Annotated in this window: 15 protein-coding genes and 1 CRISPR repeat array (1 of these 16 running past the window's edge); of the genes, 12 read left to right on the top strand and 3 right to left on the bottom strand. The window is 72.1% G+C overall.

Annotation, left to right across the window (positions count from 1 at the left end; genetic code table 11):
- Nucleotides 1–42: 42 nt before the first annotated feature.
- A complete protein-coding gene (locus ACN27F_RS30150; protein ID WP_421438857.1) occupies nucleotides 43–3,612 on the bottom strand; it encodes a hypothetical protein in 3,570 nt (1,189 codons plus the stop codon).
- 201 nt (nucleotides 3,613–3,813) lie between these two features.
- Here ACN27F_RS30150 and ACN27F_RS30145 point away from each other — a divergent pair, with 201 nt between their 5' ends.
- From ACN27F_RS30145 to ACN27F_RS30095, 11 genes are all read left to right on the top strand, one after another.
- Nucleotides 3,814–4,461, top strand: coding sequence for a hypothetical protein (locus tag ACN27F_RS30145; RefSeq protein ID WP_421438856.1), 648 nt, complete (start codon nucleotides 3,814–3,816; stop codon nucleotides 4,459–4,461).
- Complete coding sequence (locus ACN27F_RS30140; protein ID WP_421438855.1) at nucleotides 4,458–5,213, top strand: hypothetical protein; 756 nt, start codon at nucleotides 4,458–4,460, stop codon at nucleotides 5,211–5,213. Before ACN27F_RS30145 ends, ACN27F_RS30140 begins: the two co-directional genes overlap by 4 nt.
- Complete coding sequence (locus tag ACN27F_RS30135; protein WP_421438854.1) at nucleotides 5,210–6,373, top strand: M48 family metalloprotease; 1,164 nt, start codon at nucleotides 5,210–5,212, stop codon at nucleotides 6,371–6,373. The genes ACN27F_RS30140 and ACN27F_RS30135 overlap by 4 nt, the downstream gene beginning before the upstream one ends.
- 56 nt (nucleotides 6,374–6,429) lie before the next feature.
- Entirely contained in the window at nucleotides 6,430–7,323 is an 894-nt protein-coding gene (locus ACN27F_RS30130; RefSeq protein WP_421438853.1) for an IS982 family transposase, read from the top strand.
- A gap of 225 nt (nucleotides 7,324–7,548) precedes the next feature.
- On the top strand, nucleotides 7,549–8,586 hold the full coding sequence (locus ACN27F_RS30125) for an IS110 family transposase (protein ID WP_421438852.1): 1,038 nt from the start codon (nucleotides 7,549–7,551) through the stop codon (nucleotides 8,584–8,586).
- 75 nt (nucleotides 8,587–8,661) lie between these two features.
- A complete protein-coding gene (locus tag ACN27F_RS30120; RefSeq protein WP_421438851.1) occupies nucleotides 8,662–10,056 on the top strand; it encodes a hypothetical protein in 1,395 nt (464 codons plus the stop codon).
- A 186-nt stretch (nucleotides 10,057–10,242) separates the two neighbouring features.
- Nucleotides 10,243–11,880, top strand: coding sequence for a Cas10/Cmr2 second palm domain-containing protein (locus tag ACN27F_RS30115; RefSeq protein WP_421438850.1), 1,638 nt, complete (start codon nucleotides 10,243–10,245; stop codon nucleotides 11,878–11,880).
- Nucleotides 11,880–14,249 (top strand): RAMP superfamily CRISPR-associated protein, encoded by a 2,370-nt coding sequence (locus ACN27F_RS30110; RefSeq protein ID WP_421438849.1) that lies wholly within the window; start codon nucleotides 11,880–11,882, stop codon nucleotides 14,247–14,249. The genes ACN27F_RS30115 and ACN27F_RS30110 overlap by 1 nt, the downstream gene beginning before the upstream one ends.
- Nucleotides 14,246–15,880, top strand: a complete 1,635-nt coding sequence (locus tag ACN27F_RS30105) for an RAMP superfamily CRISPR-associated protein (protein WP_421438848.1) — start codon at nucleotides 14,246–14,248, stop codon at nucleotides 15,878–15,880. The genes ACN27F_RS30110 and ACN27F_RS30105 overlap by 4 nt, the downstream gene beginning before the upstream one ends.
- Nucleotides 15,877–16,470 carry a type III-D CRISPR-associated protein Csx19 gene (csx19, locus tag ACN27F_RS30100; RefSeq protein ID WP_421438847.1) on the top strand — a complete coding sequence of 198 codons (594 nt, stop codon included), beginning with the start codon at nucleotides 15,877–15,879 and terminating at the stop codon, nucleotides 16,468–16,470. The genes ACN27F_RS30105 and csx19 overlap by 4 nt, the downstream gene beginning before the upstream one ends.
- Nucleotides 16,463–18,748, top strand: a complete 2,286-nt coding sequence (locus ACN27F_RS30095; protein ID WP_421438846.1) for a TIGR03986 family type III CRISPR-associated RAMP protein — start codon at nucleotides 16,463–16,465, stop codon at nucleotides 18,746–18,748. Before csx19 ends, ACN27F_RS30095 begins: the two co-directional genes overlap by 8 nt.
- A 73-nt stretch (nucleotides 18,749–18,821) precedes the next feature.
- Here the strand turns inward: ACN27F_RS30095 and ACN27F_RS30090 are convergent, their stop codons facing one another.
- Both ACN27F_RS30090 and ACN27F_RS30085 read right to left on the bottom strand, forming a co-directional pair.
- Nucleotides 18,822–21,134, bottom strand: a complete 2,313-nt coding sequence (locus ACN27F_RS30090) for a hypothetical protein (RefSeq protein WP_421438845.1) — start codon at nucleotides 21,132–21,134, stop codon at nucleotides 18,822–18,824.
- Nucleotides 21,135–21,141: 7 nt separating this feature from the next.
- The gene (locus tag ACN27F_RS30085; protein WP_421438844.1) at nucleotides 21,142–23,652 is read right to left on the bottom strand and encodes a hypothetical protein; all 2,511 of its coding nucleotides are present in this window, start codon (nucleotides 23,650–23,652) and stop codon (nucleotides 21,142–21,144) included.
- A 158-nt stretch (nucleotides 23,653–23,810) separates the two neighbouring features.
- On the opposite strand from ACN27F_RS30085, the gene ACN27F_RS30080 reads away from it, so the two are divergent.
- Nucleotides 23,811–24,947 (top strand): SAVED domain-containing protein, encoded by a 1,137-nt coding sequence (locus tag ACN27F_RS30080; protein ID WP_421438843.1) that lies wholly within the window; start codon nucleotides 23,811–23,813, stop codon nucleotides 24,945–24,947.
- 325 nt (nucleotides 24,948–25,272) lie between these two features.
- Nucleotides 25,273–25,451: a CRISPR direct-repeat array (repeat unit 37 nt; unit sequence GGTCCCCGAACACACGAAAACCGCGTCGGATTGAAAC); it runs 1,788 nt beyond the window's last position.

The following is a 25,451-nucleotide window of genomic DNA, read 5'->3' as shown; positions in this document are numbered from 1 at the left end:
GTGAGCCTGCCGGGCAAGGTCTGACCAGGGCGCTTCGGCGGGCTACCGCTCAGGCGTCAGGCTGATGTCGTAGCCGGCGGCCCGCACATCGGGTGCCGGATGGGCGCGCAGCCGGTGCAGCAGTTCCCGCCACGGCGGCGTCCAGCGGTACCGGTCCCCCACCCGGGCCAGCGCGACCGCGAACAGCCCGCCGGCCAGGTCGCCCCGGGCGGCGAGCGCGTCGGCGGCGGCGATCAGGGTCGCCGGCTCCCACCCGCCTTCGGCGCGCCGGGCGGAGTCGGTCAGGGTCTCGGCGAGTCGCCCGGCCAGCACCGGACGGTCGGCGACCAGGTCGGCCAACCCGGACAGCTCGGCCACGACGGTATGCGCCGGCGTGGCGGCCAGGGTCGTCGCGGCGGCGCGCAACCGGGCCGCCTGCGGCTCGAAATCGGCAAACCCGGCGAGGGTACGCGCGGCGTCGCGCACCGCCGTCCGGTCGGTGTCCGGGCCGGCCTGCCGGCACCAGCCGACGGCCGCGTCGACGAGCCGGTCGAGGCGGCGGCGGGCCGGCCGGTCCCGGGCCGGGTCGCCCGGATGCGGATCGGCCTGGTCGAGGCGGGCCAACGCGGCCAGCGCGGCCACCAGCGGCACGCTCGCCCCGTTGCCCGCCGCGCTGTCCACCGCACCGCCCACCGCGCCGCCCGCCGCGCTGTCCACCGAGCCGCCCGCCGTACCGGTGCCGCCAGCGGCGGCCGGGTGGTCGAGCAGCCGGATCACCACCAGCAACGCCGACTGCCAGCGGTACGGCTCGTCCAGCTCGGTCAGCGTGGCCACGGTCAGGCCGGTCAGGTCATCCGTCCACCGGGCCCAGGCCGGCACCGCCGCCCAGGCGGCCCGGGCAGCCTCCGGGTCGGCGGTGCCGCAGGCGGCCACCACCAGGGCGGCGTACCGGGAGCGGTCCCGTTCGGCGACGAGAGCCGGCCCGGTGTCGAGCAGCGCGGCGACCTGCGCGCGGTCCGGGGACCGGTGTGCGTCGGCCCCGGCGGCAGCGGCCAGGATGTCCCAGCTCACCGGCAGGTCCAGCCGCAGCCGGGCGGCGGACACCGCCGCCGCGCGGACGTCGCGGTGCTGGTCGACCCGCCGGTACGCCTGGGCGACCAGGTCGAGCGCCGCCGGTGGGCCGTACCGGGCGAGCAGCCGCAGCGCCTGTTTGCGGCTGGTGACCTTGCCGTCGCCGAGCGCCGGTCCGGTCAGCATGTCGACCAGCCGGGACGGTGCGACGAGCCGGGCGGTGCGGCCCGCCGCGTAGACGGCCACCCGGGCCCGGTCGTCGTCGGCGTGACCGAGCAGGATCGGCAGCGCCTCATCCGGCCGGTCGGTCCAGGCCAGCGCGCCGAGGGCAGCCTCGGCCAGGACGGTGTCGGCCGCGTCGACGTAGCGTCGCGCCACCGCCCAGCCGGCGCCGGGCACCCGGGCCGCCGCGCTGATCGCCCGTACCCGATGGTGTTTGCCCGCGCCGGGGTCGGCGGCGACCGCGGCCTGCAGGTCGACGTACGCCTGCCGCTGGTGGGGCAGCCACCGGTCGACGCCGTACGCCGGGCCGGGCACCCAGCGCTCGCGGGCGGAGCGGAACTTGCCGGCGCGGCGGCGGGCCGGCGCCGTCAGCACCGCGTCGAGCAGGTCGCCGCGGCGGGTGCAGATCGCCCGCCACACCCCGTCGATCTCCACCGTGGACGGATCGGTGGCGAGGACCTCGGCGACCCGGTCGGCCCGGGTGGCCGGATCGGCCAGCCACAGCGTCACCGCCCGGCGGAACACCGCCGACACCACCCCGGGGTGGATCGCCCGGCGCAGCATGGCCTGCAGCCGCGGCAGCCGCCAGGCCCGCCGGCCGAGCGAGGCGGTGACGGCGAACAGCGGCTCGAACCGGTCCCGGGCCGCCGCGCCCTCGATCCACGGGCCGATCACGGTGAGCAGGTCATGTTCCTGGCCTCGGCGCAGCACCCGGTCGAGCTGGCCGAGCGCGGGCACCTGCTGCCCGTCGTACAGGTTGTCGACGGTGCGCATCGCCCAGCCGATCATCACCGGGTCGGCCACGTGCCGACGCAGCACCTGCCCGGCCAGCCGGCCGAGCGCGGCCAGGCTGGCCGACGAGGCGTCACGGACGGCGACGGTCTCGGCGACGATCCCGCTCAGCGCCGGCACGGTGGCCGGGCCGAGCAGGCCGGCGACGTCGACCAGGGCGGTGAGCGCGCGGACGCGTACCGGGTCCTGCTCGTTGCGCAGTCGGCGCAGTTGTTCGACGGCGGCCGCGACCGCCACCGGGTCGCCGCTGCGCCGGGCGGCGGCCAGCAGCGACTGGTAGCCGGCGGCCCGGTCGTCGGCGGCGGCGCGGCGGGTCGCCGCGACCAGCGCCGGTTCCGCCTCGGTCCAGGGCAGGTACGCGGTGTACGTCACCGTCAGGCTCTCGCTGGCCCGGATCCGGTCGACGGTGAGCGCCCGGGCGGCTTCCCGGTGCTGCCAGCGGCGCGGCAGCACGTCCAGCACCTCGACCATCGGCACCAGGTCGCCGTGGTCCACGTCGGACAGCACGGCGTCGTACAGCGGGCCCCGGCGGGCGGGTGCCTGGGCGGCGAGCAGCCCGGCCCAGGCCCGGCTGGTGCCGCGCAGCCGCCGGCCGAGCACGGTCAACTCGCCCGGCCCGCCGGAGTCTGCCGGATCGGCGGAGTCTGCCGGATCGGCGGAGTCGCCCGGATCGGCGGAGTCTGCCGGATCGGCGGCGCGCAAGCGGCGCAGCAGGGCGGCCGGCAGCCGCTGCCCGCGCAGCCAGCCGGCGCGGGCGGGAGCGGTGAACAGCCGCAGGGTCCGCACCGGCGCGGCGGTGGCGAGTGCCCCGTACGCCGGCAGGTGGCCGGGCAGCCGGGTCGTCGGGGCGTACCGTTCCAGCAGGTCCAGCACCCGCAGCGGGGCGTCCTGGCCGGCGCGCAGGACGGCGTCGTCCCACCGGTGCCACCAGGCGTCGCGGGCGGCCGGGGAGCCTCGGTCGGCCGTGTCGGACAGCTCGCCGAGCCGCGTCTGCGCGAAGTCGAGCAGCGCGGTGCCGTGCCGGGCGGCCAGCCCGACGCCGGTGCCGACCGCGTGGGACAGTGCCGGCAGCAGCCGGCGTACGGTGTCCGGCCCGCAGGCGGGCAGCAGGATCGCGGCCTCGGTGTCGCCGTAGCGGGCCCGTACCGGGTCGATCAGCGCGTCGGCGAGCGCGCTGGCGCGGCCCCGGGTGCCCCGCAGCGTCCGGTACGCCAGGTGCCGCAGGTCGGCCGGGGCGTCGTGCAGCAGGTGCGCCGCCTCGTCGATGCCCACCCAGCCACGACGCAGGTACGCCTTGAGCGCGACCGCGCGCAGCCGCCGGTCCGGGTCGGCGAGCGCGGCCCGCACCGACGCCCGGTCGCCGACGATAACCGCCATGGTGAGCCCGAGGAACCGCTGATAGGCGTCCCCGTCCGCCAGCTCGGCCAGCACGGTGGGCAGCTGTCCGGCGGCGGACAGCCGGCGGGTGTGCCCGGCCAGGGCGGTCATCCGGGCCTGGTGGGTCAGCGGCGTCAGGCTGGCGAGCAGGTTCTTCGTGGTACGCGACACCCGGTGATCGTCGCAGCCGCCGGCAAGATCGGTTACGCCGCGGGATCAGAACGGGGTGACGACCCACCTCGACAACATCAACCAACGACAATTGGCGCGCGGCAGATGATCATTGTATGAGAAAGACCATCGGCCAACGTGGAAATTCCATGAAAGACTCTCATGTCGGACTCTTGGCGTCGAATGCCTACTATTTCGAACATGAGAGATAGCGTCATCGACGCATCGAAAATCCCGCCGTGGTGGTCGGTCGGGCTGGCCGCCGCCACGGTTGCCGTGATCATCACGATACTGGTGGTCCGTCGGCAGGCCCGACGACGCCGCAGCGCCCACCCCGAACTGGTCCGCCGCCTCGCCGAACGCACGGTCGCCGAGGTCGCACCGGAGCAGTCGCAGATGTTTCCTGCGCTGGCCGACGTCTATCTGTCGGATCCGCGACGGGTGGTGTCCAAAAGGTGGTTCCGGAGCAACAAACTCGGTTCCGGTATCCCACCGGTCGACGACGCGATGCTCATCGGCATCGCGATCTGGCTGGCCGAGGAGGTGCTCAGTGCGCTGATCGGCCGGGCGACCGACACGATGTTCGACCGGTTCCGCCAGTGGCTGCGACGACTGTTCCGGCGCGGCCGTGGGCAGGCCGAAACGTCGTCGGACGCGACCCGCTCGACCCGGGACGTCGTGTTCGCACTGCGCCAGGTGGACGCCGGCCAGGCCCGGCAGATCGTGCTGGACAAGCTCCGGCAGATCGACGTCGACCCCGACCGGGCCGAGCAGGTCGCCGACGCGACGGTCGTCGCCCTGCTCACCATCCCTCTGCCGACCGACGACCCGCAGGAGCAGCAGCTGTGACCGCCCGTACCGCCGGCAGCAGCCGGCTCACCGCAGTTCTCGTCGCCGCCGCGACCGCCGGCTCGTTCGTGTTGACGGCGGGCTGCACCGCCGGCCAGGACGGCACGCCGACGCCGACGGGCACCCAGAGCCCGGCGACCGCCGAAGCCCCATCGACCGGACCCGACACGGAACCGGCCACCACCGCCCCGGCCGCCGAGGTCGACGATCCGCACCTGCGGTCACTGCTGCTCAGTGCCGCCGAACTGTCGGGCGGCGGCTACAGCCCGACGACCGAACTCGACGGCACCGGCGTCGACCTGCTCGCCAACTGCCCGGCGTTGGACGGCTCCAGCGAGCCCGCCGCGCAGGCCCGGATCGCGTTCATCACCCAGGCCGGCGCCACTCTCGGCGAATCGCTGCAGCGGATGGCCACGGTGGACGACGCGCGGGCCGTGATGGCCGAGCTGGCCGGCGTACCGGAGGCCTGCGGCACCTTCTCGGCCGAACTCGCCGGAAAGCCCGAACTCGCCGGCGTCGCGATGCAGGTCACCGTCACCGCCGCCGACGATCCGCCGCCGGTCGGCGACGAGCGGGTGGGCCTGCGGATCACCGTGTCCCTCGGCCAGCCGCTCGTCGAGCAGTACCAGTACGCGGTCCGCTCCGGCGACCTGATCATCATGGTGTTCCACGCCGTACCGCTGGGCACGGCCGACGCGGAGCTGACCGGCACCGTCACCGAGACCGCGTACCGCAAGGTGACCGGCGGGTGAGCACCACCGACGCACCGCCGCAGGCCCGGCCGGACGACGGCGGTCCGAGCCAGCGGCGGCTGCGGCGGGCCGCGCTCAGCGGCGCCGCGCTGCTGCCCTCGGACACGTCGGTCCGCTACGCCGTCCTGGTCGGCATGGTCTTCGCCACCACCAGCGTCATCTACACCAGACTGTGGCTGGACCGGCTCGGCCCGGACAGCCTCTACCAGGGTTGCGCGGCCCAGCTGACGCGTGTCGGCAACGCCTGGCAGCTCGCCGCACCGTTGCCGCAGCCCCGAGCGGCCATGCAGCGGCTCGGTGCGTGCCTGCGCGACGACGCCCTGGCCGCGTCGAGCTGGGCGAGCGTCGGGATCGTCGTCGTCGCGGTCGCCGCCGTCACCGGTTATCTTCTCCTGCCCTGGTGGCGCATCCGGCGCCGCCGCCTGCTCCCCCTCGAACCCAACGTGCCGGCGGAGCTCGTCGCCCGCCTCGACACGCTGGTGGCCCGGGCCGGCCTGACCCGCCGGCCCACCTTCTGGCTCGACCCGCACGCCTCGGACCAGGCACACGCGTTCGGCACCCAGCGGCACTGTCACGTACCGCTGCATCCGGGCGTCGTGCGGACCTTCGCCGACGTGGGCGAGCGGGGCAGGCTCGACGCCGTGGTGCTGCACGAGTTGGCGCACATCCGCAACCGCGACATCCGGTACACCTACCTCACCCAGGCCACCTGGTGGTCGTTCCTGCTGCTCGCGGTCGTGCCGTACCTGGTGTTCCGGCTGCTGCCGCTCGCGTTCGGCGACACCGACGGATGGTGGCCGGCGCCGATGCACCCGGACACCGCACAGCGTCAGGCGTTCCTGTCCATCGGGGTGCTGACCGTGGTGGTGCTGCTCACCCGTCAGTCGATCCTGCGGGTACGGGAGACGTACGCCGACGTCACCTCGGCCGCGATCGGCGACCCGGACCAGCTGTCGCGGGAGCTGGAGGACAGGCAGCAGCCGCAGTCCCGGTGGCGGTCGCTGCCATGGTGGCTGGGCACCCATCCGCCCGTCCGGCACCGGGTCCGGCTGCTGCGTGACCCGGCCCGGCTGCCGGCCACCGGTCTGGTCGTGGCCGGCGGGGCCGGTTTCGCCGTCGCGCTGCTGCAGTCCAGCGCCAACGGGCTGCTAGACGAGTAGTTCCGATGTCAGGGGTCGATGTCCGGGCGTGAAGAGAGGGTGTCCAAGATCGTGTTGTGACGCAAGACCTGGACACCCTCCTGACCGCACTGTACGTCAAGATCGACGACACCATCCGCACGCCCCGGTGGCGCGGCAGACCACCGCTGCTGACCGACTCGGAGCTGGTGTGCCTGGCCGTGGCGCAGGTCCTGCTCGGCGCCCGCTCGGAAGCCCACTGGATCCGCTACGCCCGCATCCACCTACGCCCCTGGTTTCCCTACCTGCCACAACGACCCGGCTACAACAAACGGCTCCGCGCCGCGCTACCACTGATCAAGAAGACGATCCGGGCCCTGGCCCGCGACAGTGACTTCTGGTTCGACAACCACTGGATCGTCGACTCCACCCCGGTGCCGTGCGGCATGTCCCGCCCCACCGTGCAACGCTCGGACCTGGCCGGCTGGGCCGGATACGGCTACTGCGCCTCCCACTCCCGGTTCTTCTGGGGACTGCGCCTGTACCTGGTCTGCACCCCGACCGGAATGCCGATCCTGTGGGCTCTGGCCAACCCGAAGCTCGGCGAGCGGGAGGTCCTCACCGCGATGCTGGAGGTCGAGGCCGGTGTCGTCGCCGAACACGACGGCATCCTGCTGATCAGCGACAAGGGCTTCGCGTCCGGACCCTTCGAGCGGAACCTCGCCGACCAGGGCATCACCCTGCTACGCCCGTCCCGCAAGAAGGAGAAGACCCGCCACGGCGAACCGCTGCTCAACAAGGTCCGCCAGCTGATCGAGTCGGTCAACGACACCCTCAAAGGCCAACTCGACCTGGAACAACACGGCGGACGGACCTTCACCGGTGTCGCCGTACGCGTCGCTCAACGCCTCCTCGCGATGGCCGCCGCGATCTGGCACAACAACAAGACCGGCGCATCCGTCACCCGGTCACTGATCGCCTACGACCACTGACAGAGATGATGGAGAAGAGCACCTCCCGCCGAGGTCTGACCCAACCACTGACTGACCTCGGGTCCTCAACGGGATCTGTCGACCTCGGTCGGGAGGTGCTCGCGCACGCACCGGACGTGGCGTTGTGACCTCATAGGAGCCTGGCCAGAGGCCCCATCTCTGTCTTGTCCGCGTCGCCCAGCTGGTGCGCGCCGCCCTGCCCCAGTCACGAACGACAGGACGACGATGCCCTCCATTACACCTGACCACGCCGCGATCTTCGACGTCGCCGGCGGGGTGGACACCCATCAGGACACCCACACCGCGGCCGTGATCGACCTGGTCGGACGGGTGCTGGGTACCCAGCAGTTCCCCGCCACGGCCACCGGCTACGCCGCCCTGCTGGCCTGGATGCGCGGGTTCGGACAGCTGCTGCGAGTCGGAATCGAGGGCACCGGCGCCTACGGCGCGGGCCTGACCCACCTGTTGCGCGAGGAAGGCGTCGACGTCATCGAGGTCGACCGCCCCAACCGCAAGACCCGCCGGTTTCAGGGCAAGTCCGACCCGATCGACGCCATCCAGGCCGCCAAGACGGCCCTGGCCGGTGAACGGACCGGCACCCCCAAGCACCGCGACGGCCGCGTCGAGGCACTGCGTAACCTACGCGTGGCCCGTCGCAGCGCCGTCGACCAGCGCGCCGACGTCCAGCGCCAGATCAAGGCCCTGATCGTCACCGCCCCCGACCAGCTGCGGGCCAGCCTGCGCGGCCTGGCCGTCAAGGAGCTGATCGCCGCCTGCGCCAACCTGCGACCCGACCGGGCCGACGTCGCCAGCCCAGCTACCGCCACCAGCATCGCCCTGCAATCCCTCGCGCGCCGCCACCAGCAACTGTCGGTCGAGATCGCCGATCTCGACGAACTGCTGGAGCCGCTGGTCGCCGCGATCAACCCCGCCCTGGTCGCCGCCAACGGTGTGGGCACCGAGGTCGCCGGGCAACTGCTGGTCACCACGGGCGAGAACCACGACCGGCTGGCCTCCGAAGCGGCGTTCGCCATGCTCTGCGGCGTCGCCCCGATCCCCGCCTCATCAGGCAAGACCACCCGCCACCGTCTCAACCGCGGCGGCGACCGGTACGCCAACGCCGCCCTCTGGCGGGTCGTGCTCTGCCGGCTGCGCTGGGACCCCCGCACCCGCGCCTACGCCGACCGGCGTACCAAGGACGGCCTGTCCAAGAAAGAGATCATCCGGTGTCTCAAGCGCTACGTCGCCCGTGAGCTCTATTAGATCATCACATCAAATGATCTTGAACTGGCCGCTTGACATCGATAGGAGCATCCCGGTTTCGGAACTACTCGTCTAGTGCAGCTCGTCCTCGGGTTCGTCAGCGATCCGGGTACGTTCCTCCTGGCCTACCCGGCGATGAGTGTGCTCACCCACCTCACCGGGGCGGTGCTGCTGGCCGGTTTCGCCGCCGTGATCGGCTGGCACGCGGTGCTGCGCCAACGGCTGCTGCCCGGCGTACGGCGGCCGTGGCTGACGCCGCCGGCGCTGGCCGCGGCCATGACCGCCGGGATCCTGGTCGGCGAGCCGTTCGCGCTCTACCACGGCAGCGTGGGCAGCTGGGGGCTGTTCGACGCCGATGGCGCCACCGGACTGGCACGATGGGTCGCGGCCGGCGCGCTGGCCGGCATGATGCTGGTCCTCGTGGTCTGGATGCGGCAGACCGCACACGTGTTTACCGGCGTCGTCGACTGGACGCCGAGGGTGGGCGTGCTGGTGACGACGTTGGTCGCGGCGCTCGTGCTCTACCCGTACCACGTGTCGTGGTCCGCCATGCACGACAGCCTGCTGATGACGACCGTCTTCGACTTCGACCTGGTCACCCCGGGGCTGGCCTGGACTGCCGAGTGGTCGCCACCGGCGCAGGCCCTGGTTATGCGGGCCTACCTGCCGATGGTGGCGGTCGCCGCGCTGCCCGGCTCGGCGCTGCTGCTGGCACTGCCGAGCGTGGCGGTCGCCGTCATCGCGTTGCTGCGCCCGCCGGTCGCGCCGCCGCGGTGGTGGCAGGCCGCCGGGCTGGCCGCGTCGGGGGCACAGCCGCCGCGACCCGCCCGGCTGCGGCTCGGCCGGGCGGTGTGGACCGGCGTCGCCGGCGCGACGGCGTTCCTGGTGACCGCGACGCTGCTGGCCCTGCTGGTCCGGACGTGCGACGGCCTGGCGGGCGGCGACAACATCGTCGGCGCGGGCATCTACCTGCTGCTGGCCAACAGCTATCTGCTTGCCGGAGTCGCGGCGGTGGCGGCACTGGTCGCCGGTCTGCTGGTCGGACCGGCCGGGCGGTTCCCGCTGGCGCTGCTGGCCGCGACGGTGACCGCCGCCGGCGGGGTCCTCCTGTCACCGGCGCCGATCTTCGTGGGTGTCTGCGGCACCGAGGGGTCGGCCGAATGCCTGCCGGCGGTCGGGCGGAGCGTGATGGTGACCACGATGTTCGGGGCGTCGTGGGCGATCGTGCTCGGCTGCGCCGCCGGGCTGCTGGCCACCGGGCTCACCGCCACGGTTGCCGGGATCCGCAGGTGGCGGAGCACAGTGGAGGAAGCGGACCAGGCGGCTGCGGAGGTTCGGCCGGTGGCCCGCCGACCGGTCCGGGTGCTGTACGGCGTCGTCATCGTGATGCTGCTGCTGGCGCCGCCAGCGGTCGGTGGCTGGCTGATGATCCGGCTGATCGCCGGGGCGGCCGGCGGCGTTCTCTCCTGACGATCACCCGGTTGGAATTTCGGTGTCACCGGGTGGCTGTCTGAAATCCGTCTACCGGTCCGGTGCGGTTGGACAGTCGCATCGGATATGTTTGCCGGCTGCCCTCGACGCAGCGGTGGACCGTCCTTCGAGGTTCACCTGTCCGTCCGTGTCTTGTTGAGACACCGGAACGACAGAGGGGAACGGATGAGCAGCCAGTCTCCAGCGAGCGGCAAAAGCCGGCACTGGGTGGTGATAGAGACCGGCGCCAATCAGGCGTACGTGTTCGCCAGCAACAAACAAGCAGTGAACGTCGGGGCCAGCGAATTGATCTTCCGGAGCGGCACCGAGTGGGTGAAGACCGCCGTCGACAAGGTCAACGAAGAGCACCCGGAACCCGTCGTCGAGATCGTGGTGGCCGCCTCCGGCAAAGCGCTGCTGCTTGCCGACGACGAGGACGCCGGCAGGGCGGTCATCCGGGCGGTGACCCGCCGTGCCCTCGACGAGGCACCGGGCCTGGAAATCTGGGGGACCGTGGATCCGACGTCGGTCACCGAAGACAAGCTGGGGAAAGGACTCCTCCGGGCGTACCAGTTGCAGGCGGCGTGGCGCAGCCGGCGTCCGTCGCCACTGCTGCGGCACCCGACGTTGCCGTTCACCCGGCCCTGCCACTACTCAGGTCAGCCGTCGACCGCTTTCGGTTACGAAGGCACCAGGCCGTACTCGAGATCAGCCAGGGTTGACGCCGCGTGGCAGCAGCGCGACGCGGGCCGTCAGCGGATGGCGAGTCGGCTCGGCGAGGAAGCGGTGGTCAGCGCCAGTCAACTGGCGGACGGCGTCAGCAACGCCGGCTGGGTCGCGGTGATGCACGCCGACGGTAACGGAATCGGCGCCATTTTCCAGAAGCTGGCCCAAGAACCCGGTCCGGAGTTCCTTGACAACCTGCGGGCCTTCAGCGCAGCCCTCGACGAGGTGACGCTGGAAGCGCTGAAGCAGGCGGTCGCCGCCCAGCGGGGTCGCGACAACTGGCTACTGCCCCTGGTGGTCGGCGGGGACGACGTGACCGTGGTGATGGACGCCCGGCCGGCGTTCGACGTGACCGCGACCTTCATCGAACAATTCGCGAAGATCGCCGCTGGCCATCCGGTCGTCCGAAAGGTCCTGGCCGGCACCGAGCATCCGGGTCTGACCGCCTGCGCCGGGATCGCGTACGTCAAGCCGCACTACCCGTTCAGCCAGGCCTACAAGTTGGCCGAGGATCTGTGCACCTCAGCCAAGCAGATCAAACGGATCGACGATCGCTGCGGCGCGCTGGACTTCCATGTCCTGCATGACTCCGTCGGGCAGCGTCTGGAGCAGATCCGCACGCCGCTGACCGTGCCGGATGGTGCTCGTGCCTTGTCGCGGTTGTGGCCAGGCCCGGTCGTGATCGGTACGCCACAGGCCGGCAGTTGGGCGGCGGCCCACGATGTCGCCCTACTACGGAGCGCCGTCGACGAGTTGAGCAAGGCCAGCGAGGACGATCCGCCGGTGCTGCCCCGCAGCGCCCTGCACCGGCTGCGGCAGGCGCTGCTCACAGGACGCGCCGAAGTCGAGCGGGCACGCGACCAGGTCGCCGTCTGGGCACCCGACCCGGCGACGGCGCGACCGTTCCTCGATGCGCATCTGTTGGTGCAGGAGCCGGCCGAGGAGTCCTCGCCGGACGGCGAGCGACAGCAGGTGCGGTTCAGCAGGCTCCTCGGCGCGGTCGACCTAATCGACATGGCCACCGGCACCGCGCCGCACGCCGACCGCGAGGCCGGCCGTACCGGCGGGCAGCCGCCACGACAGGAGGCGGTGCTCTGATGGCCGACATCGATCAGCTGACGGGTAGCACCGGGCTGCGCAACGAGCAGCCGTTCACCGTCGAGGTGGAGTTTCTCAGCGACTGGGCCTGCGGCACCGGCACCGGGCGGCACGGCGCGGTCGACCGCGAAGTGCAGCGGGACGCCGATGGGCTGCCGATGCTGCGAGGCAAGGCACTCGCGGCGATGCTTCGCGACACGGCGGAAACGGTCGCGGCCGGACTGGATGAGGGCACCACCGGCACCTGGCACGCCTGGGTCGAGGTGATCTTCGGCAGCCAGCCGGGCGCGTCGTCCCGGCAACAGCTCGACGCCGGTCCGCAGCCTCGCACAATGCCGGTGCCGGCGACGCTGCAGGCCCGGCCGTTGCGTCTCGCCGCACCGGTACGGGAGGCGATCGCGGCGCTCGACGAGCGCAACCAGGCGCTGGCCCGGGAGGCGGCCGTACTGCTGCGCCCCGGGGTAGCGATCGACACCGACCGGCACACCGCTGCCGACGACACGTTCCGCATCGAGGAGCGGGCGGCAGTGGGGCTGACCGTCACCGCCAACTGGCAGCTGGTCTTCCCCGGTCTCGCCGCCGACGATCCGGTGCCGTGGGAGGCGGAGCTGCTGCTGCGGGCCGCCGCCCGCCTCGTCGACGCGGTCGGCGGCAAGCGGCGCCGGGGCGCCGGGCGCTGCCGGGTCACCGTCGCCGGGGACAGGGCCAGCGTTGACGGCCGCGCCGGTCCCCACCTGGCCGCCCTGCTCGACCAGGTGGACCAGGCGAAGGAGCCGAGCGCGGCGATCCTGGCAGGCACCAGCGCTGACCCGGCCGGCACCACGCTCGGTGCCCGGGCGACCGAGCAGCTCAGACACCGCCACGATCTGCGGATCACCGCGCTCACTCCGCTGCTGGTCGCCCGTGGGGTGATCGGCAACATGGTGCTGACCGACAAGTACGTGCCGGGCACGTCGCTGCTGCCGATGGTGGCGAAGGCGCTCGGCAGGCGCGCCACCGGGCTGATCACCGGCGGCCAGGTGGTGGTCACCAACGCCACCATCGAGGTCAACGGCGAACGGGCACTGCCTCGACCTCGCGCCCTGCACCACGACAAGGACGCCCAACCGGACCGGCCCGACGGCTCACAGACACTGGTCAACATTTTCCAACCACGTGACGACGACGGCCGACGCCTACGCACGGATGACGACTTCTGTGTCCGCGCCGGCGCCGGAGGCATCCACCTCGCGCAGGTCGACCTGGTGACGCAGGCCCACGCCGTTGTCGACGACGGCACGCAACGGCCCACCGAGGACTCCGGAGGGTTGTTCGTCTACCAGGCGATCGCCGCCGGCACCGTGCTGCGCTGTGAGCTGTGGCTTCCGGCCGACGCGGCGCTGGATATCGACTGGCTGGACGGCGAGCACGGGATCGGCCGGTCCCGCAAGGACGACTACGGCCACGTCAAGGTCGACGTACTCGACCCGGGCACACCACGACTGGCTGCCCGGGGCGAGATCCGTACCGACCAGCAGCTCGTCGTCTGGTTGTTGTCGGACCTGCTGCTACGCGGTCCGGCCGGCGAACCACTGGCTGACGCGACCGCGCTGGCGGCCGCCCTGAGCGAGGAGCTGGGTGTCGAGTTGGGACTGCCCGATCCGGCTCCCGGGCAGCCACCGGCGGAGCTGGCCACCGTCAGACGGGTCGAGTCGTGGCAGCAGCGCTGGTCGATGCCCCGACCGTCGCTGACCGGCCTGGCCGGCGGCAGCGTCTTCCGGTTCGACATGACCGGAGTGCCCGACGAGTCAGCGTTGTGCCGGGTCGAGGCGGCCGGGATCGGCGAGCGGACCGCCGAGGGCTACGGCCGGTTGGCGCTGCAGCCACAACTGCTCGACCAGGCGCTGGTCAAGGTGGTCAAAGCCGGCAACAGCCGCGACGTAGCCGGCGAGTTGTTGCACCGTGGCTGGCGCCGGGAGCTGCATCGCGCCGCGGCGGTCCGGGCAGCCAGTGCCGAGGTACGCAAGGAATTCGTGCCGCCACGGGCAACCGCGGCGCAGCTCGGCACGCTGCGGACCCTCGCCGACCGGGTCGCCGAGGACGGCGGCCTGGAGCAGATCCGAGGCTGGGTCGCGGCGACCCGCCGCAACCGGTCACGCAAGGAGATCTGGGGTGGCGACCGGCTCGACCGGCTGACAAAGCTCGTGTCCGGTGCGGAGGCGCTCTGGTCGTACCTGGGGGTCCGGCCGCCCAGCGGGATCCCCGACGAACTGCACCGGCAGGCAGTCGGCTGGCTGCTCGCCGAAGTGGTGCGGGCCGAAGTCGAGCAGCGCCGCAACCGACCAGCGGACAGTCCGGAGGTCAACAACGACGAGGAGGCGCCGGCATGAGCCGCCTGGTAACCAGTAGATGGGAACTGACCGGCACCCTCGTCGCTCAGGCGCCGGTGCACATCGGTGGTCTCGACGCCGGGCCGGCACAGCTGGTCCAGGCCCGCGACGGAGCGGGCCGGCCGCTGCTGCCCGGCACCGCGCTGGCCGGGGTGATCCGTTCGACGCTGCGGGCCGCAGGCGCGCCTGACTACCTGTTGTGGGGGTTGGCGCCGAAACCCGACGGCACCGGCGGGGCGGCTTCCCGGGTGCGGATCGATGACGCCCCCGCCATCGACGAGCCGCAGGTCGAGCTACGCGACCACGTGTCGATCGACCGGGTGCACGGGGTGGCGGCCAGGGGGCACCTGTTCAGCCGGGAGGTGCTGCCCGCCGGCACCCGGTTCGAGTTCCGGATGGTCGTCGATGCCCCGACCGACGACTCCACCAGCAAGGCGGAGAAACTTGCCCGCACCGTCGCGGCCCGGCTGTGTGGGCCGGGGATCAGTGTCGGGGCGGCCACCACCCGAGGGCTCGGCCTGGTCCGGCTGGAGGACGCCGTACTGCGGGTGTCGGATCTGGCCACCCGGGCCGGCATGCTCGCCGCGCTGTGCAGCGGGGGTCAGAAGGTCGATCTGGCGGAGGCCGATCCCGGGGCGGTGCCGCCTGGGACGTTGCGGATCAGCGTGCCCTGGCGCCCGCACGGTCCACTCGCCGTGCAGGTCAGCGCCGACGGGGATGTGGTCAGTGCGTTTCCGCTGACCGGACGCAACGGTGACCGCACCCATCTGGAGCTGCCTGGCAGCTCGATCAAGGGAGTGTTGCGCAGTCACGCTGAGCGGATTACCCGTACGGTGACCGGCGCCACCGCTCCGAAGAAGTTCCTGGACCAGATGCGGGCCGACGGGCTCGGGCCGGTGGCGGCGCTGTTCGGCACCGCCGCCGCCCGTGACAGCAAGGACCGTGACCTGCCGGCCGGGCGGCGGGGTGCCCTGCAGGTAGCCACCTGCGTCAGCAACGCCGCCCTGCCGACAGCCCAATGGGACGCGGTACGCCTGCTGCAGCGACGCCTCGACGAGACCGTGCACCAGAACGCGCACGCCCCCGACGGCGGCAACCCACCGGAGCGCACGACCGATCAGGTACGAGCCGCGCTGGGCACACTGCAGCGCGCGGTCGACGAACTGAACGCTACGGTCGACGGAATCCAGTTCACCATCGCCCATCACGTGGCAGTGGACCGCTGGACCGGCGGGGCCGCCGACGCGCTGCTGTTCGCGACGTTGGAGCCGCATGCCACCACGGTGGACGCGTGGCAGCCGATCACGCTCGACCTGGCGGTGGACCAACTCGACCAGGATCCGACGACGACCAGCGCACGCGCCGACGACGACCGACGGGCAGCGCTGGCGTTGCTGCTGCTGGTTCTGCGGGACCTGTGCGACGGCTGGCTCGGCTTCGGCCACGGCACCACGCGCGGCGCTGGCGGGGTGCGGGTCGACCCGAAAAGGGTGCGGTTCCAGGCCGACGCCCGCTCCGGCTGGTGTCGGAGACTCGACGGCCGCTCCCTCGCCGAGGTGCTGGCCGACGACGAGGTGACCAAGCCACTGATGACGGCGTGGCTGGCGGCAACGACAGGAGGGCAAGCGTGAGTACCGTCGCGCGCCATCAAAAGGTCCAGGGCCAAGGGCCGGTGGGTCAGGCACTGCAGAGCTTCGCTCACGACGCCGGGCCGGGGATCGGGTTCTGCTACCGGCCGGCCGACGTCCGCTGGTTCCGGTTCGACGCCGACGGGGCGCCCACCGGCCCCGACGGAACCGCACTCGATCTGACCGGGGTGTTCGAGATGCGGGCGTTCACCACCGACACCGAGTTGCGCTGGCGGAACACCTCGGCCGGAACCGGCACGGCGGTGCAGGTCAGCGACGGCGCTACCGGCCAGCGGCTGCGGCACGAGCGGCTGCTGTGGGGAGTGGCGGTCGATCCGCAGCCCGCAACAGGCTGGGTCGCGCTGCACGACGCCCGTATCGGTGTGCTCGACGTCCCGGTCGGCGGCTCGAAACCCACCCACGGCCACCTCGTATGGCTGCAGGTCGTCGAGTACCTCGAAGAGGACCGGCACGGCAACGTCGCCGTGATCGACGAACGGCTGACCGGGCTGGTGCACCGCCCTCAGCCCGCCGCGTCCGAGGACAAAGACAAGGACAAGAAGGTCGAAGCCGAGGAGAAGCCCGATGAGTGACCAGCGCCCGAGCAACGACGCCGCCGGCCCGAAAGAGCTGACCCCGGCTGAGCGGAGCTTCCTCAACCCGTACGGCTTCATCCCGATCCCGGACCGTGACGGCCTGCCCGAGCCGCTGCGCGACGGGCCGCCGGCCGGCCACGATCGGTACGACGCCACGCGGTGGAGCGGGACGATCGCGGTGGAGATCACCACCCGTACCCCGATGTTGATCCCGGACCATGGGCGGCGCGCGGCCGACGGCGCCGACGCGCCGCTGCTGGTACGGGTCGACCACGCCGGCCGACCGGTGCTGGCCGGCTCGGCGGTCAAGGGTGCGCTGCGGTCGGCCTACGAGGCGATCACCAACTCCCGGTTCGGCGTGTTCACCGGCCACGACCAACAGTTGGCGATCCGGGCCACCGCCGACAAGTCGGCATTGCAACTACGGCCGGCCGTGGTCGACGAGATCGGCGACGGCACCGTCCGGCTGCAGGTGATCCGATCGCTGCGGCCGGCCAGCCACTCCGACGAGCAGGTCCACCCAGCGGCGTGGCTGCCCCGGCGGCTGGCCTGTCACCGGCCCGGCGGGTGCCGGAGCCCGGTCGGGCACAACAACGGTCCGAACCCGCCGGAGTGCAGCGAGGAACGCGGCCGGGAAGTCGACGCATGGATCTACCTGGCCCGACACCACCGCCGCAAGTTCCTGTTCTGGCGGGTCGCCACGTACGCCGAGGTTCGCGAGCAGGTCGACCAGGACCGCGCGAAGCAGGCCCACGCCTGGGCCGAGCGGACCCGCACCCGGGCGGAGCAGACCCGCAGCGGGGACGCCCAGCACATCGCGGGTCAGCCGCTGGTACACGTGCGCGGCGTGGTGCACTGGACCGGCAGCACCTTCCCGGCCGGCGGCCGAGGCAAGCACGATGAGCGGCTGTTCGTCACCGAAGTCCTCGACAACAGCGGTGCTGCCGACCTGAAGTACGAATACATCGACGTTGGCGAGCCATTGCTCAAGGGCTGGGCGGCGGTAATCGACTCCTACCAGCGTGCCCACGACACGGAGCGCGACCTTAAAGGCAACTATGGCGGCTACGTGTGGGACGCGAAACGGTGGCGGACCCTGCAGGTCTGGGACACCCTCTACGTCGAGTTCGACCGCAAGGGTGAGCCGACCGGGCTGTATCCGGCGATGATCGGCCGCAAGCCGTTCCCCGGAGCGCCGGTGACCAGCCTGCCGGCGTCACACCGGCCGGCGACCGACCGTACGCTGCTCTCCCCCGCCGACCGGGTGTTCGGCTGGGTCCGGCAGGGTCGCGACGACGACGGGGTGGCCCACCGGGGGCATCTGCGGGTGCTGCCGCCCGACGGGGACGACGCACCCGGGGCCGGCTCGGTCCACCGGCTCCCGCGCCCGCTGACCCTGGTCACACTCAACTCGCCGAAGCCGTCCCAGTTCCTGTTCTATCTGGGCGACCGCGACGGCGCGCCGCTGCGCAGCCCGCGCCGGCATCCAGCCGAGGGGTTCCCAGCAGCGGAGGACGTTCGGCAGCTGAGGGGCCGCAAGACGTACCTGACGCACGCCGAGGTGCTCGACGACGCGGACGGCGCGCAGAAGTACTGGACGCCAGCGGCGGAGCCCACCGATCCGCCGCAGCGGCCACGGGTCGGTGGACGGCCCCGCTACCGGGAGTACGCCGCGCCGGCCGGCGCGAAACCCGACGTGAGCACGGTGGTGTCGCAGTGGGTGAAGCCGGGCAGCACGTTCCGGCTAACCCTGCAGGTCGACAACCTCAGCCGGATGGAGCTGGCCGCGCTGTTGTGGCTGCTGTCGCTGCCCGATGGGGCCTGTCTCAAACTGGGGCTGGGCAAACCGCTGGGCTTCGGCGCGGTGCGGGTCGAGATCGACTGGGATCGCACCCGGCTGTTCACCGGCGACCGGCTGTTGGACCGCTACCGCACGCTGTCGCTGTCACCGGCGCCGGACGACGCCGATGCACCCCAGCGGCTGGTCACCGCCTACGACAGCATGTTGCGGCAGCGGATGTCCGACGTGCGGGACGCATTCCTCAACGCGGCGTACGGGTTCGTCGGTCTCCCGGTGCACTACCCGCGATATGCCGCCGTCAACGGGGACGGAGATCAGGCGACGCGGACCGCTCCGCGCGCCACCACCTACGACTGGTGGGTCGCCAACGACAAGATCAACAATCAGCAAAACGGCGGTCGTGGCCGACGGCTACCGCTGGGCAAACTGTCCAAGCCGGAGTCGATGCCGCTGCCGTACGACCCGACGACGTAGCCGCAGGTGAACAGGCTGTCGGGCTCCGGTGGAGGTCCCGCTACCGGAGCCCGGCGCCGGCCAGGCGGACGGGTCAGGTGTCGCGCAGTCGGCGTACGTCGTCGCGTAGCTCGGCGAGCACATCGGCCAGCCGGGGGCCGCTGCCGAGTCGGTCGCCGAACGCGGCACGGGCGGCGTTGGCCATTGCGGTGAGCAGCCCGCTGACGGTGTGCTGCGCTCCCCCGGTGTGCTCCAGGATCAGGTCGCCGAGGGCGCGGGTGTCGAACGGCCCGTGCCCATGGGTGACCGGCAACTGGTTGCGGGTGTCGAACATCGAAGTCAGCTCGTTGCGGATCTTCGTCTTGGTCTGTGCGTGGTTGTCCGCTGAGCGTTCGGCGCAGGCGCATGCGCCGATGATCGCCCGCATCCCGGTTGCCGGGTCCTTGTCGATGCCGGGCAGCGTGGCCCACACCTCGATCCGTTCGGCGACCATCCGGACGGCGGGGTCCTCGGCGTCCACGGTGGTCACCGGCCAGCCCTTTGGCTCGCCGGCATGGCGCAACGCGTCGGACAGACGCAGCGCCCTGTCACTCAACTGTTTGCCGGTGGCGAGGGTGCCGAGCAGCCGGGCGGCGGTGTCGAGTTCGGCGACGTCCAGGGCATGGCTGGCGGCGGTGAGGACGGCCAGGTCGGTGCCGAAGCGCAGCGGCAGCCGGTGGGTGCCGGCGTCGAGCACATTCTGGTCCCGGTTGACGAGTTGGCGCAGGAACAGCGGGATGTCCCGCTCGGCGGCGGTCTGCTGCCCGGCGGCGAGCAGGGTCAACACATGCTCCTTCGGCCCGGTCGGGATCAGCACGATCGCCCCGGTGTCCGGGCCGACGTGCTGGCCCAGCAGCTCGACCGCGGCCTGCTCGGTGAACGCGGCCGGATGGTCGGAGTCGAGCCCGACGGCAGCGACCGAAGCGGTGACGACGGTGTGTCCAGCGGCGCGCAGCTGCTCGCCGACCCGCTGCGCGTGGGTGAACGTCCCGGAGGCGGTGCCGAGGATGATCAGTTTCACCGGCACCTCGACCGGACCGCCGAGGTAGGTCTGGACGTCTTTCTCGATCCGCCGCCACCGGTTCTGTCCGACAGCATCGGCGATCTGTTTGATGGCGTAGTCACCGCCGTCGCGGTCCGGCCAGCCGAGGATGGCGAGGTAGCAGACGGTGTCGCCGGGCACCAGGGGCAGCGGCCCGAGTCCGGACGGGGCGGGCAGGTCGGCCGCCGGGGCGGTGTCGTGTTCGGCGAGGTGCCGGCGCAGGGCGTCGAGCATCGCCGGCTGCGGCGGCGCAAGCTCGTGGGAGCTGTCCTTGCCCATCTCGTTGAGCTGTCGCACGATCGGCGAGAGGAGCCACTCGCCGCTGGCGGTGCGCTTCGCGTCGAGCACGGCGGAGTCCTGACGCTCCCGGTCGATCGTGCCTATCAGCTTGCCGAGGGTGGCGATCCGTCGCCCGTTGCGCTGCTGCGCCCAGTGGAGCAGGTCGAGCGTGCTGCCGTCGTGTTCCCGCAGCTCCTGGTAGCGGTGGACGATGTAGGCGCGGACGGCGAAGCCGCTGCTGCCGTCGCCGCGCATCAACGCGGCGGCCATCACGGCCCGCATCCGGTCGGCGTTCGGCACGACGTACGCCTGCCCGAAGTGGTCAGCCTCCGCGTCCACGACCCGCCGCTGCTCAGCCGTCAGACTCAGCTGACCCGCATCGGCGAGAGCCCGCAGCAGATCGTGGTAACGCCAGCGACGCAGCAACGGCACCACCGGGTCGACCGGCAACCCGGCCGTCGGGTCGTAGACGGCGTGCCGGGGCGCCACGGTCGGCCCGATCCGGATCAACGACCACGGCAACCCGGACGTGATCACCGCGTCAAGCGCGCCGAGGATGACCTGGGTGGAGCCGCTGCCCCATACCGTGTAGACCCGCCCCGCAGTGGAGTCGGCGCGGCTGCGCAGGAAGCGGGTGACACCGCAGGCGATCTCGCGTTCGATGATGTTGTCGCTGCGGACGATGGTGACGGCGGTGACCGGTACGCCGTACAGGTCGGGTTGGCGGTTGAGGGCGTGCGCGATGACGTCGGCGATCGGCGCGACGACCGGGGTGCACAGGAGCACCAGGTGGATGGTGGTGGCGCCGGTATCGGTCGGCAGGGCGCTGAGTGCGGCGGCGAGCGGCGCGACCTGGCCGGTTGTCTGCTCGGGGGTGCGTAGCAGCAGGATCTGCCGGGTTTGGGGGTCGTCGTCGGGCCGCTGTTCGAGCCGGGCGAGGAGCTCACCGGCGTCGGCCTGCCCGGCCGAAAGGCGGGCGCGGCCCGCCGGTGCGCCGAGGTCGGAGTTTCCGACGGCGTGGAGCAGGTAGGTGACGTGTCGGGTCACGTACGTCCTATTCGGGTCGGGTGTCGATGATGGTGCCGAGCCTGTTGTCGCCCAGGCCGCCCAGGCCGGGCAGTCCGGGTCGACCCGCCTGGCCGGCCCGTTCGGCGCGCCAGGCCAGCTCGGTGTGTTCGGTGTCGCGCAGCCGGCGTACGTCGGCGCGCAGCTCGGCGAGCAGGTCGGCCAGCCGGGGGCCTGCGCCGGGGCGGTCGCCGAAGGTGGTGCGGGCGGCGGCGGCCATCGCGGTGAGCAGCCCGCTGACGGTGTGCTGCGCTCCCCCGGTGCGCTCCACGATCAGCGGTTCCAGGTTGAGCGGCTCCGGGTTGAGCGGCTCCGGGGTGTCGCCGTCGGCGCGGCCGTGGCCGTGGGTGATCGGCAGCCGGTTGCGGATCTCGTACAGCGGTCGCAGCACCTGCCGCCGGGTGGCTTCCTTGAGCCGGTTGGCGTCGATGGAGTGTTCGGTGCTGGCGCAGGCGCCGATGATGGCGCGCATGCCGGTGGCGGCGTCTCGGTCGACGTCGGGCAGCGCGGCCCACACGTCGATCCGTTCGCCGATCATCCGGAAGGTGCAGTCCTCGGTGGTGGTGACGCCGGCCTGCACCGGCACCGGCCAGCGGCGCAGCCGCCGGGTGGCGCAGCGCAGCGCGTCGGACAGGCTGACCGCGCGGGCGCTCAGCGGCTGTCCGGTGGCGAGGGTGCCGAGCAGGCGGGCGGCGGTGTCGAGTTCGGCGACGTCGAGGGCGTGGCTGGCGGCGGCGAGGATGGCCAGGTCGGTGCCGAAGCGCAGCGGCAGCCGGTGGGTGCCGGCGTCGAGCACGCTCCGGTCGCGGGTGACGAGCTGCCGTAGGAACAGCGGAATTCCCCGTACGGCGGCAGCCTGCTGCCCGGCGGCGAGCAGGGTCAGCACATGCTCCTTCGGCCCGGTCGGGATCAGCACGATCGCCCCGGTGTCCGGGCCGACGTGCTGGCGCAGCAGCTCGACGGCGGCCGGCTCGGTGAACGCGGCCGGGTCGTCTGCGGCGACGCCGAGGTCGGCGATCGGGGCGGCGACGGCGGTGTGCCCGGCGGCCCGCAGCCGGTCGGCGGCCTGGCGGGCGTGCGGGTAGGTGCCGGCGGCGGTGCCGAGGATCAACGCCTTGACCGGCACCGGCTGGCCGGCCGGCACCCCGAGGTAGGTGCGGACCGCCGGGTCGAGGTCGTCACGCCGGTCGGGGTCGGCGGCGGCCTGGACGATCTGTTCGACGATGTACGGTCTGCCGTCGCGCGACGGGTTGCCGACGACGCTGAGGTACCAGACGGTGTCGCCGGGCACCAGGGGCAGCGGTCCGAGCCCGGCCGGTGCGTTGTCACCGGCTGTCGGAACGCCACCGGCGGTGGCAGCGGCCGGGGATCTGTCGTGTTGGCGCAGGTGTCGGCGCAGCGCGTCGAGCATCGGCGGGTCCGGTGGTTTGAGTTCGTGGGCGCTGGCTTTGCCCATCTCGTTGAGCTGGTGCACGATCTGCGAGGCGAGCCACCGGCCGCTGGGCGCGGCTTTCGCCGCCCGTACCGCCGGGTCTGCGTGCCCGGCGCGTTGCTCGCGGATGACCCGCAGCATCGCCCCGAGGGTGACCGGGGATCGTTTGGCGTGCTGTTCGGCCCAGGTGAGCAGGTCCAGCGGGGAGCCGTCGGCGGCGCGCAGTTCGTGGTAGCGCTGGGCGACGTAGGCGCGGACGGCGAAGCCGCTGCTGCCGTCGCCGCGCATCAACGCGGCGGCCATCACGGCCCGCATCCGGTCGGCGTTCGGCACGACGTACGCCTGCCCGAAGTGATCAGCCTCCGCGTCGACGACCCGCCGCTGCTCAACCGTCAGACTCAGCTGACCCGCATCGGCGAGAGCCCGCAGCAGATCGTGGTAACGCCAGCGACGCAGCAACGGCACCACCGGGTCGACCGGCAACCCGGCCGTCGGGTCGTAGACGGCATGCCGGGGCGCCACGGTCGGCCCGATCCGGATCAACGACCACGGCAACCCGGACGTGATCACCGCGTCGAGCGCGCCGAGGACGGTCTGGGTGGAGCCGCTACCCCAGACGACGTACGCCCGGTCGGTGCCTAAGTCGGCGTGGGTGTCGAGGGTGCGGGTGACGCCGGCGGCGATGTCGGTCTCGTCGAGGCTGTCGCCGTGCATGACGGTGACAGCGGCGATGGTGCCGCCGTACAGGTCGGGCAGGCGGCGGACGGCGCGGTCGATCGCGGCGGCGATGGCGGCGACCCGGGCGGTGGTCGCGAGGATCAGGTGTACGGCGGTGCCGGCGGTGTCGGGGTCGGCGTGCAGGGCGGCGAGGGCGGCGGCCAGCGGCGCGGTGTCGCCGGTGGTCTGCGTCGGGGTGCGGAGCCGCAGGATCCGCCGGGTCTGGTCATCGTCGTCGGGCCGCTCGTCGAGCAGCCGCAGCAGGTCGGTGGCGCCGGCGCTGTCGGGTGGGGGTACGCCGAGGTCGGCGTGCCCGACGGCGTGCAGCACGAAGGAAACGCGAGGGGACACGGCCCGTCCAATCGAGGGGGTGGTCGCGGGGGATGGTGCCGAGCCGATCAACGTTACTCAGTGGATCTGTCGCGGAGCCGGCGGTGTCGGGTATCCGATGGCGACCTTGCCCCGGCAACGGGTTCCACAGTGGCGCGGTCGGCGTCGATGATGGCACGGTGACGGACGATCGCTGGGACGGCCCGGGGTTGACGGTGTTCGGCTCGGCCGCCGGTGGTGGTGGCCGGGCGGGCCGGGCGGGCCGGGTCGGCAGCGGGTCTGGCGGTGACCGGGGCGGCTGGGCGGGCGGGCTGCGGGCGGCGTTGTCGGACGGGACGGCGGCGGTGGCGGTCGGCGGTGCACTGGCCGGCGGGTTCGGTGTCGAGGCGGCCAAGTCGGTGATGGTCGGTGACGCGGCCGGCCGGTGGTGGTTCGTGGTGGGCTGCCTGGCCGGGGTGGCGCTGCTGGTGGCCGGGTTCGGGCTGCGGGAGCGGGCGCACCGGCAGGTGCAGGTGGGGATCGTGGTGACCGCACGCGACGTCGGGCGCGGGCTGGCCAGGGCCCGGCAGTACGAGCAGCAGGCCGAGGAGTTCAGCCGGTCGACGTGTGCGGTGACGGTGGCGACGGCGGTCACCTTGTCCGGCGATCCGGCGGTGGACAAGTCTCGGGTCGAGGAGTTGGCGGATGAGACGTTCAACGCGTTGATGCTGGCGCAGCGGCTGACGCCGGAGGCGACCCGGGTCAATCTGATCCCGACGATGCCGCTGCATCTGGCGTTCTGGTTCGGGGCCCGGCTGGGTCACACCCATTCGCGTGAGGTGCGGGTCCACGCCGTCCGCCAGGCCGACGGGTCTCCCCCGTATTTCGCGGCGACGGCGTTGCGGGCCACCGAGTCGGCGGCGGCTCCATTGTCGGCGAGTCTGGAGGTCGTGGCGGGCGGGGATCCGTCGCGGGCGGCGCTCGCGCTGGATCTGCAGGGTTTCGGGCGCCAGTTCGCCGATCCGGTACGGGAGACCTGCCGACAACACGGCATCGGTCACCTGCTGGTGCTGCGCAGCGCGGGCTCATTGCTGACCGAGGACGCGGTCACTTATACCGGTGTGGTGGAGCAGGCCCGCCGGGAGTGGCTGGCCGCCGCGTTGCCGAGTGCCGCCCGCACCGGCCGGTACGCGGTGTTCCTCAGCGGCTCGGTGGCTATCTCGCTGGCGTTGGGTGCCCGCCTGGCGGCACCGGATCCGGGGCGGTGGACGGTCTTTTCGTTCGACCGGGACACCCACTCGTACCAACCGTTTCCCTTGCCGGAGCCGACCCGGTGAGCGACAATTTCCACATCGGCCTGTCGGCGACTACCGGACGGGAGGTGAGACAGCCACGCCGGGCCCAGCGGCCTCCATCGAGGACGGACGACACATCGATGTACGCAAGATTATGTGCCGGAGTTGCGGCGAAATGTCGATTGCGACAACCTCCGACACGCCCGGGATCCGGGGGAGGTTGGCGGAAAGATCCCAAAGTACGCCCGAGCTGCGAAAACCCACCTCACAGAGATCATCTAAGCCGTCACCAAGATCATGATGATCATGAGGTTGCCCTCCGAGTCACCTGTTTGCCCAGCTCAGACCGCCCGACATTTCGGACACGGGTCCCCGAACACACGAAAACCGCGTCGGATTGAAACTAGGTTTTGCTCATATCTTTCATGACGTAAATATAGGTCCCCGAACACACGAAAACCGCGTCGGATTGAAACTCGGTACTGTGACGCATACGTCGATTGGACGAAAGGTCCCCGAACACACGAAAACCGCGTCGGATTGAAA

The organism is Solwaraspora sp. WMMB335, from assembly GCF_049179075.1.
In the GTDB taxonomy this organism is placed as follows: domain Bacteria; phylum Actinomycetota; class Actinomycetes; order Mycobacteriales; family Micromonosporaceae; genus Micromonospora_E.
Note: the sequence above shows the minus strand (reverse complement) of the source record. Positions and strands in the feature narration are given on the sequence as shown.

Excerpts from the sequence above, each read along its gene's own strand:
- ACN27F_RS30145 (WP_421438856.1), top strand. The coding sequence starts at position 3,814 with ATGAGAGATAGCGTCATCGACGCATCGAAAATCCCGCCGTGGTGGTCG.
- ACN27F_RS30125 (WP_421438852.1), top strand. The coding sequence starts at position 7,549 with ATGCCCTCCATTACACCTGACCACGCCGCGATCTTCGACGTCGCCGGC.
- ACN27F_RS30115 (WP_421438850.1), top strand. The coding sequence starts at position 10,243 with ATGAGCAGCCAGTCTCCAGCGAGCGGCAAAAGCCGGCACTGGGTGGTG.
- ACN27F_RS30110 (WP_421438849.1), top strand. The coding sequence starts at position 11,880 with ATGGCCGACATCGATCAGCTGACGGGTAGCACCGGGCTGCGCAACGAG.
- ACN27F_RS30105 (WP_421438848.1), top strand. The coding sequence starts at position 14,246 with ATGAGCCGCCTGGTAACCAGTAGATGGGAACTGACCGGCACCCTCGTC.
- ACN27F_RS30095 (WP_421438846.1), top strand. The coding sequence starts at position 16,463 with ATGAGTGACCAGCGCCCGAGCAACGACGCCGCCGGCCCGAAAGAGCTG.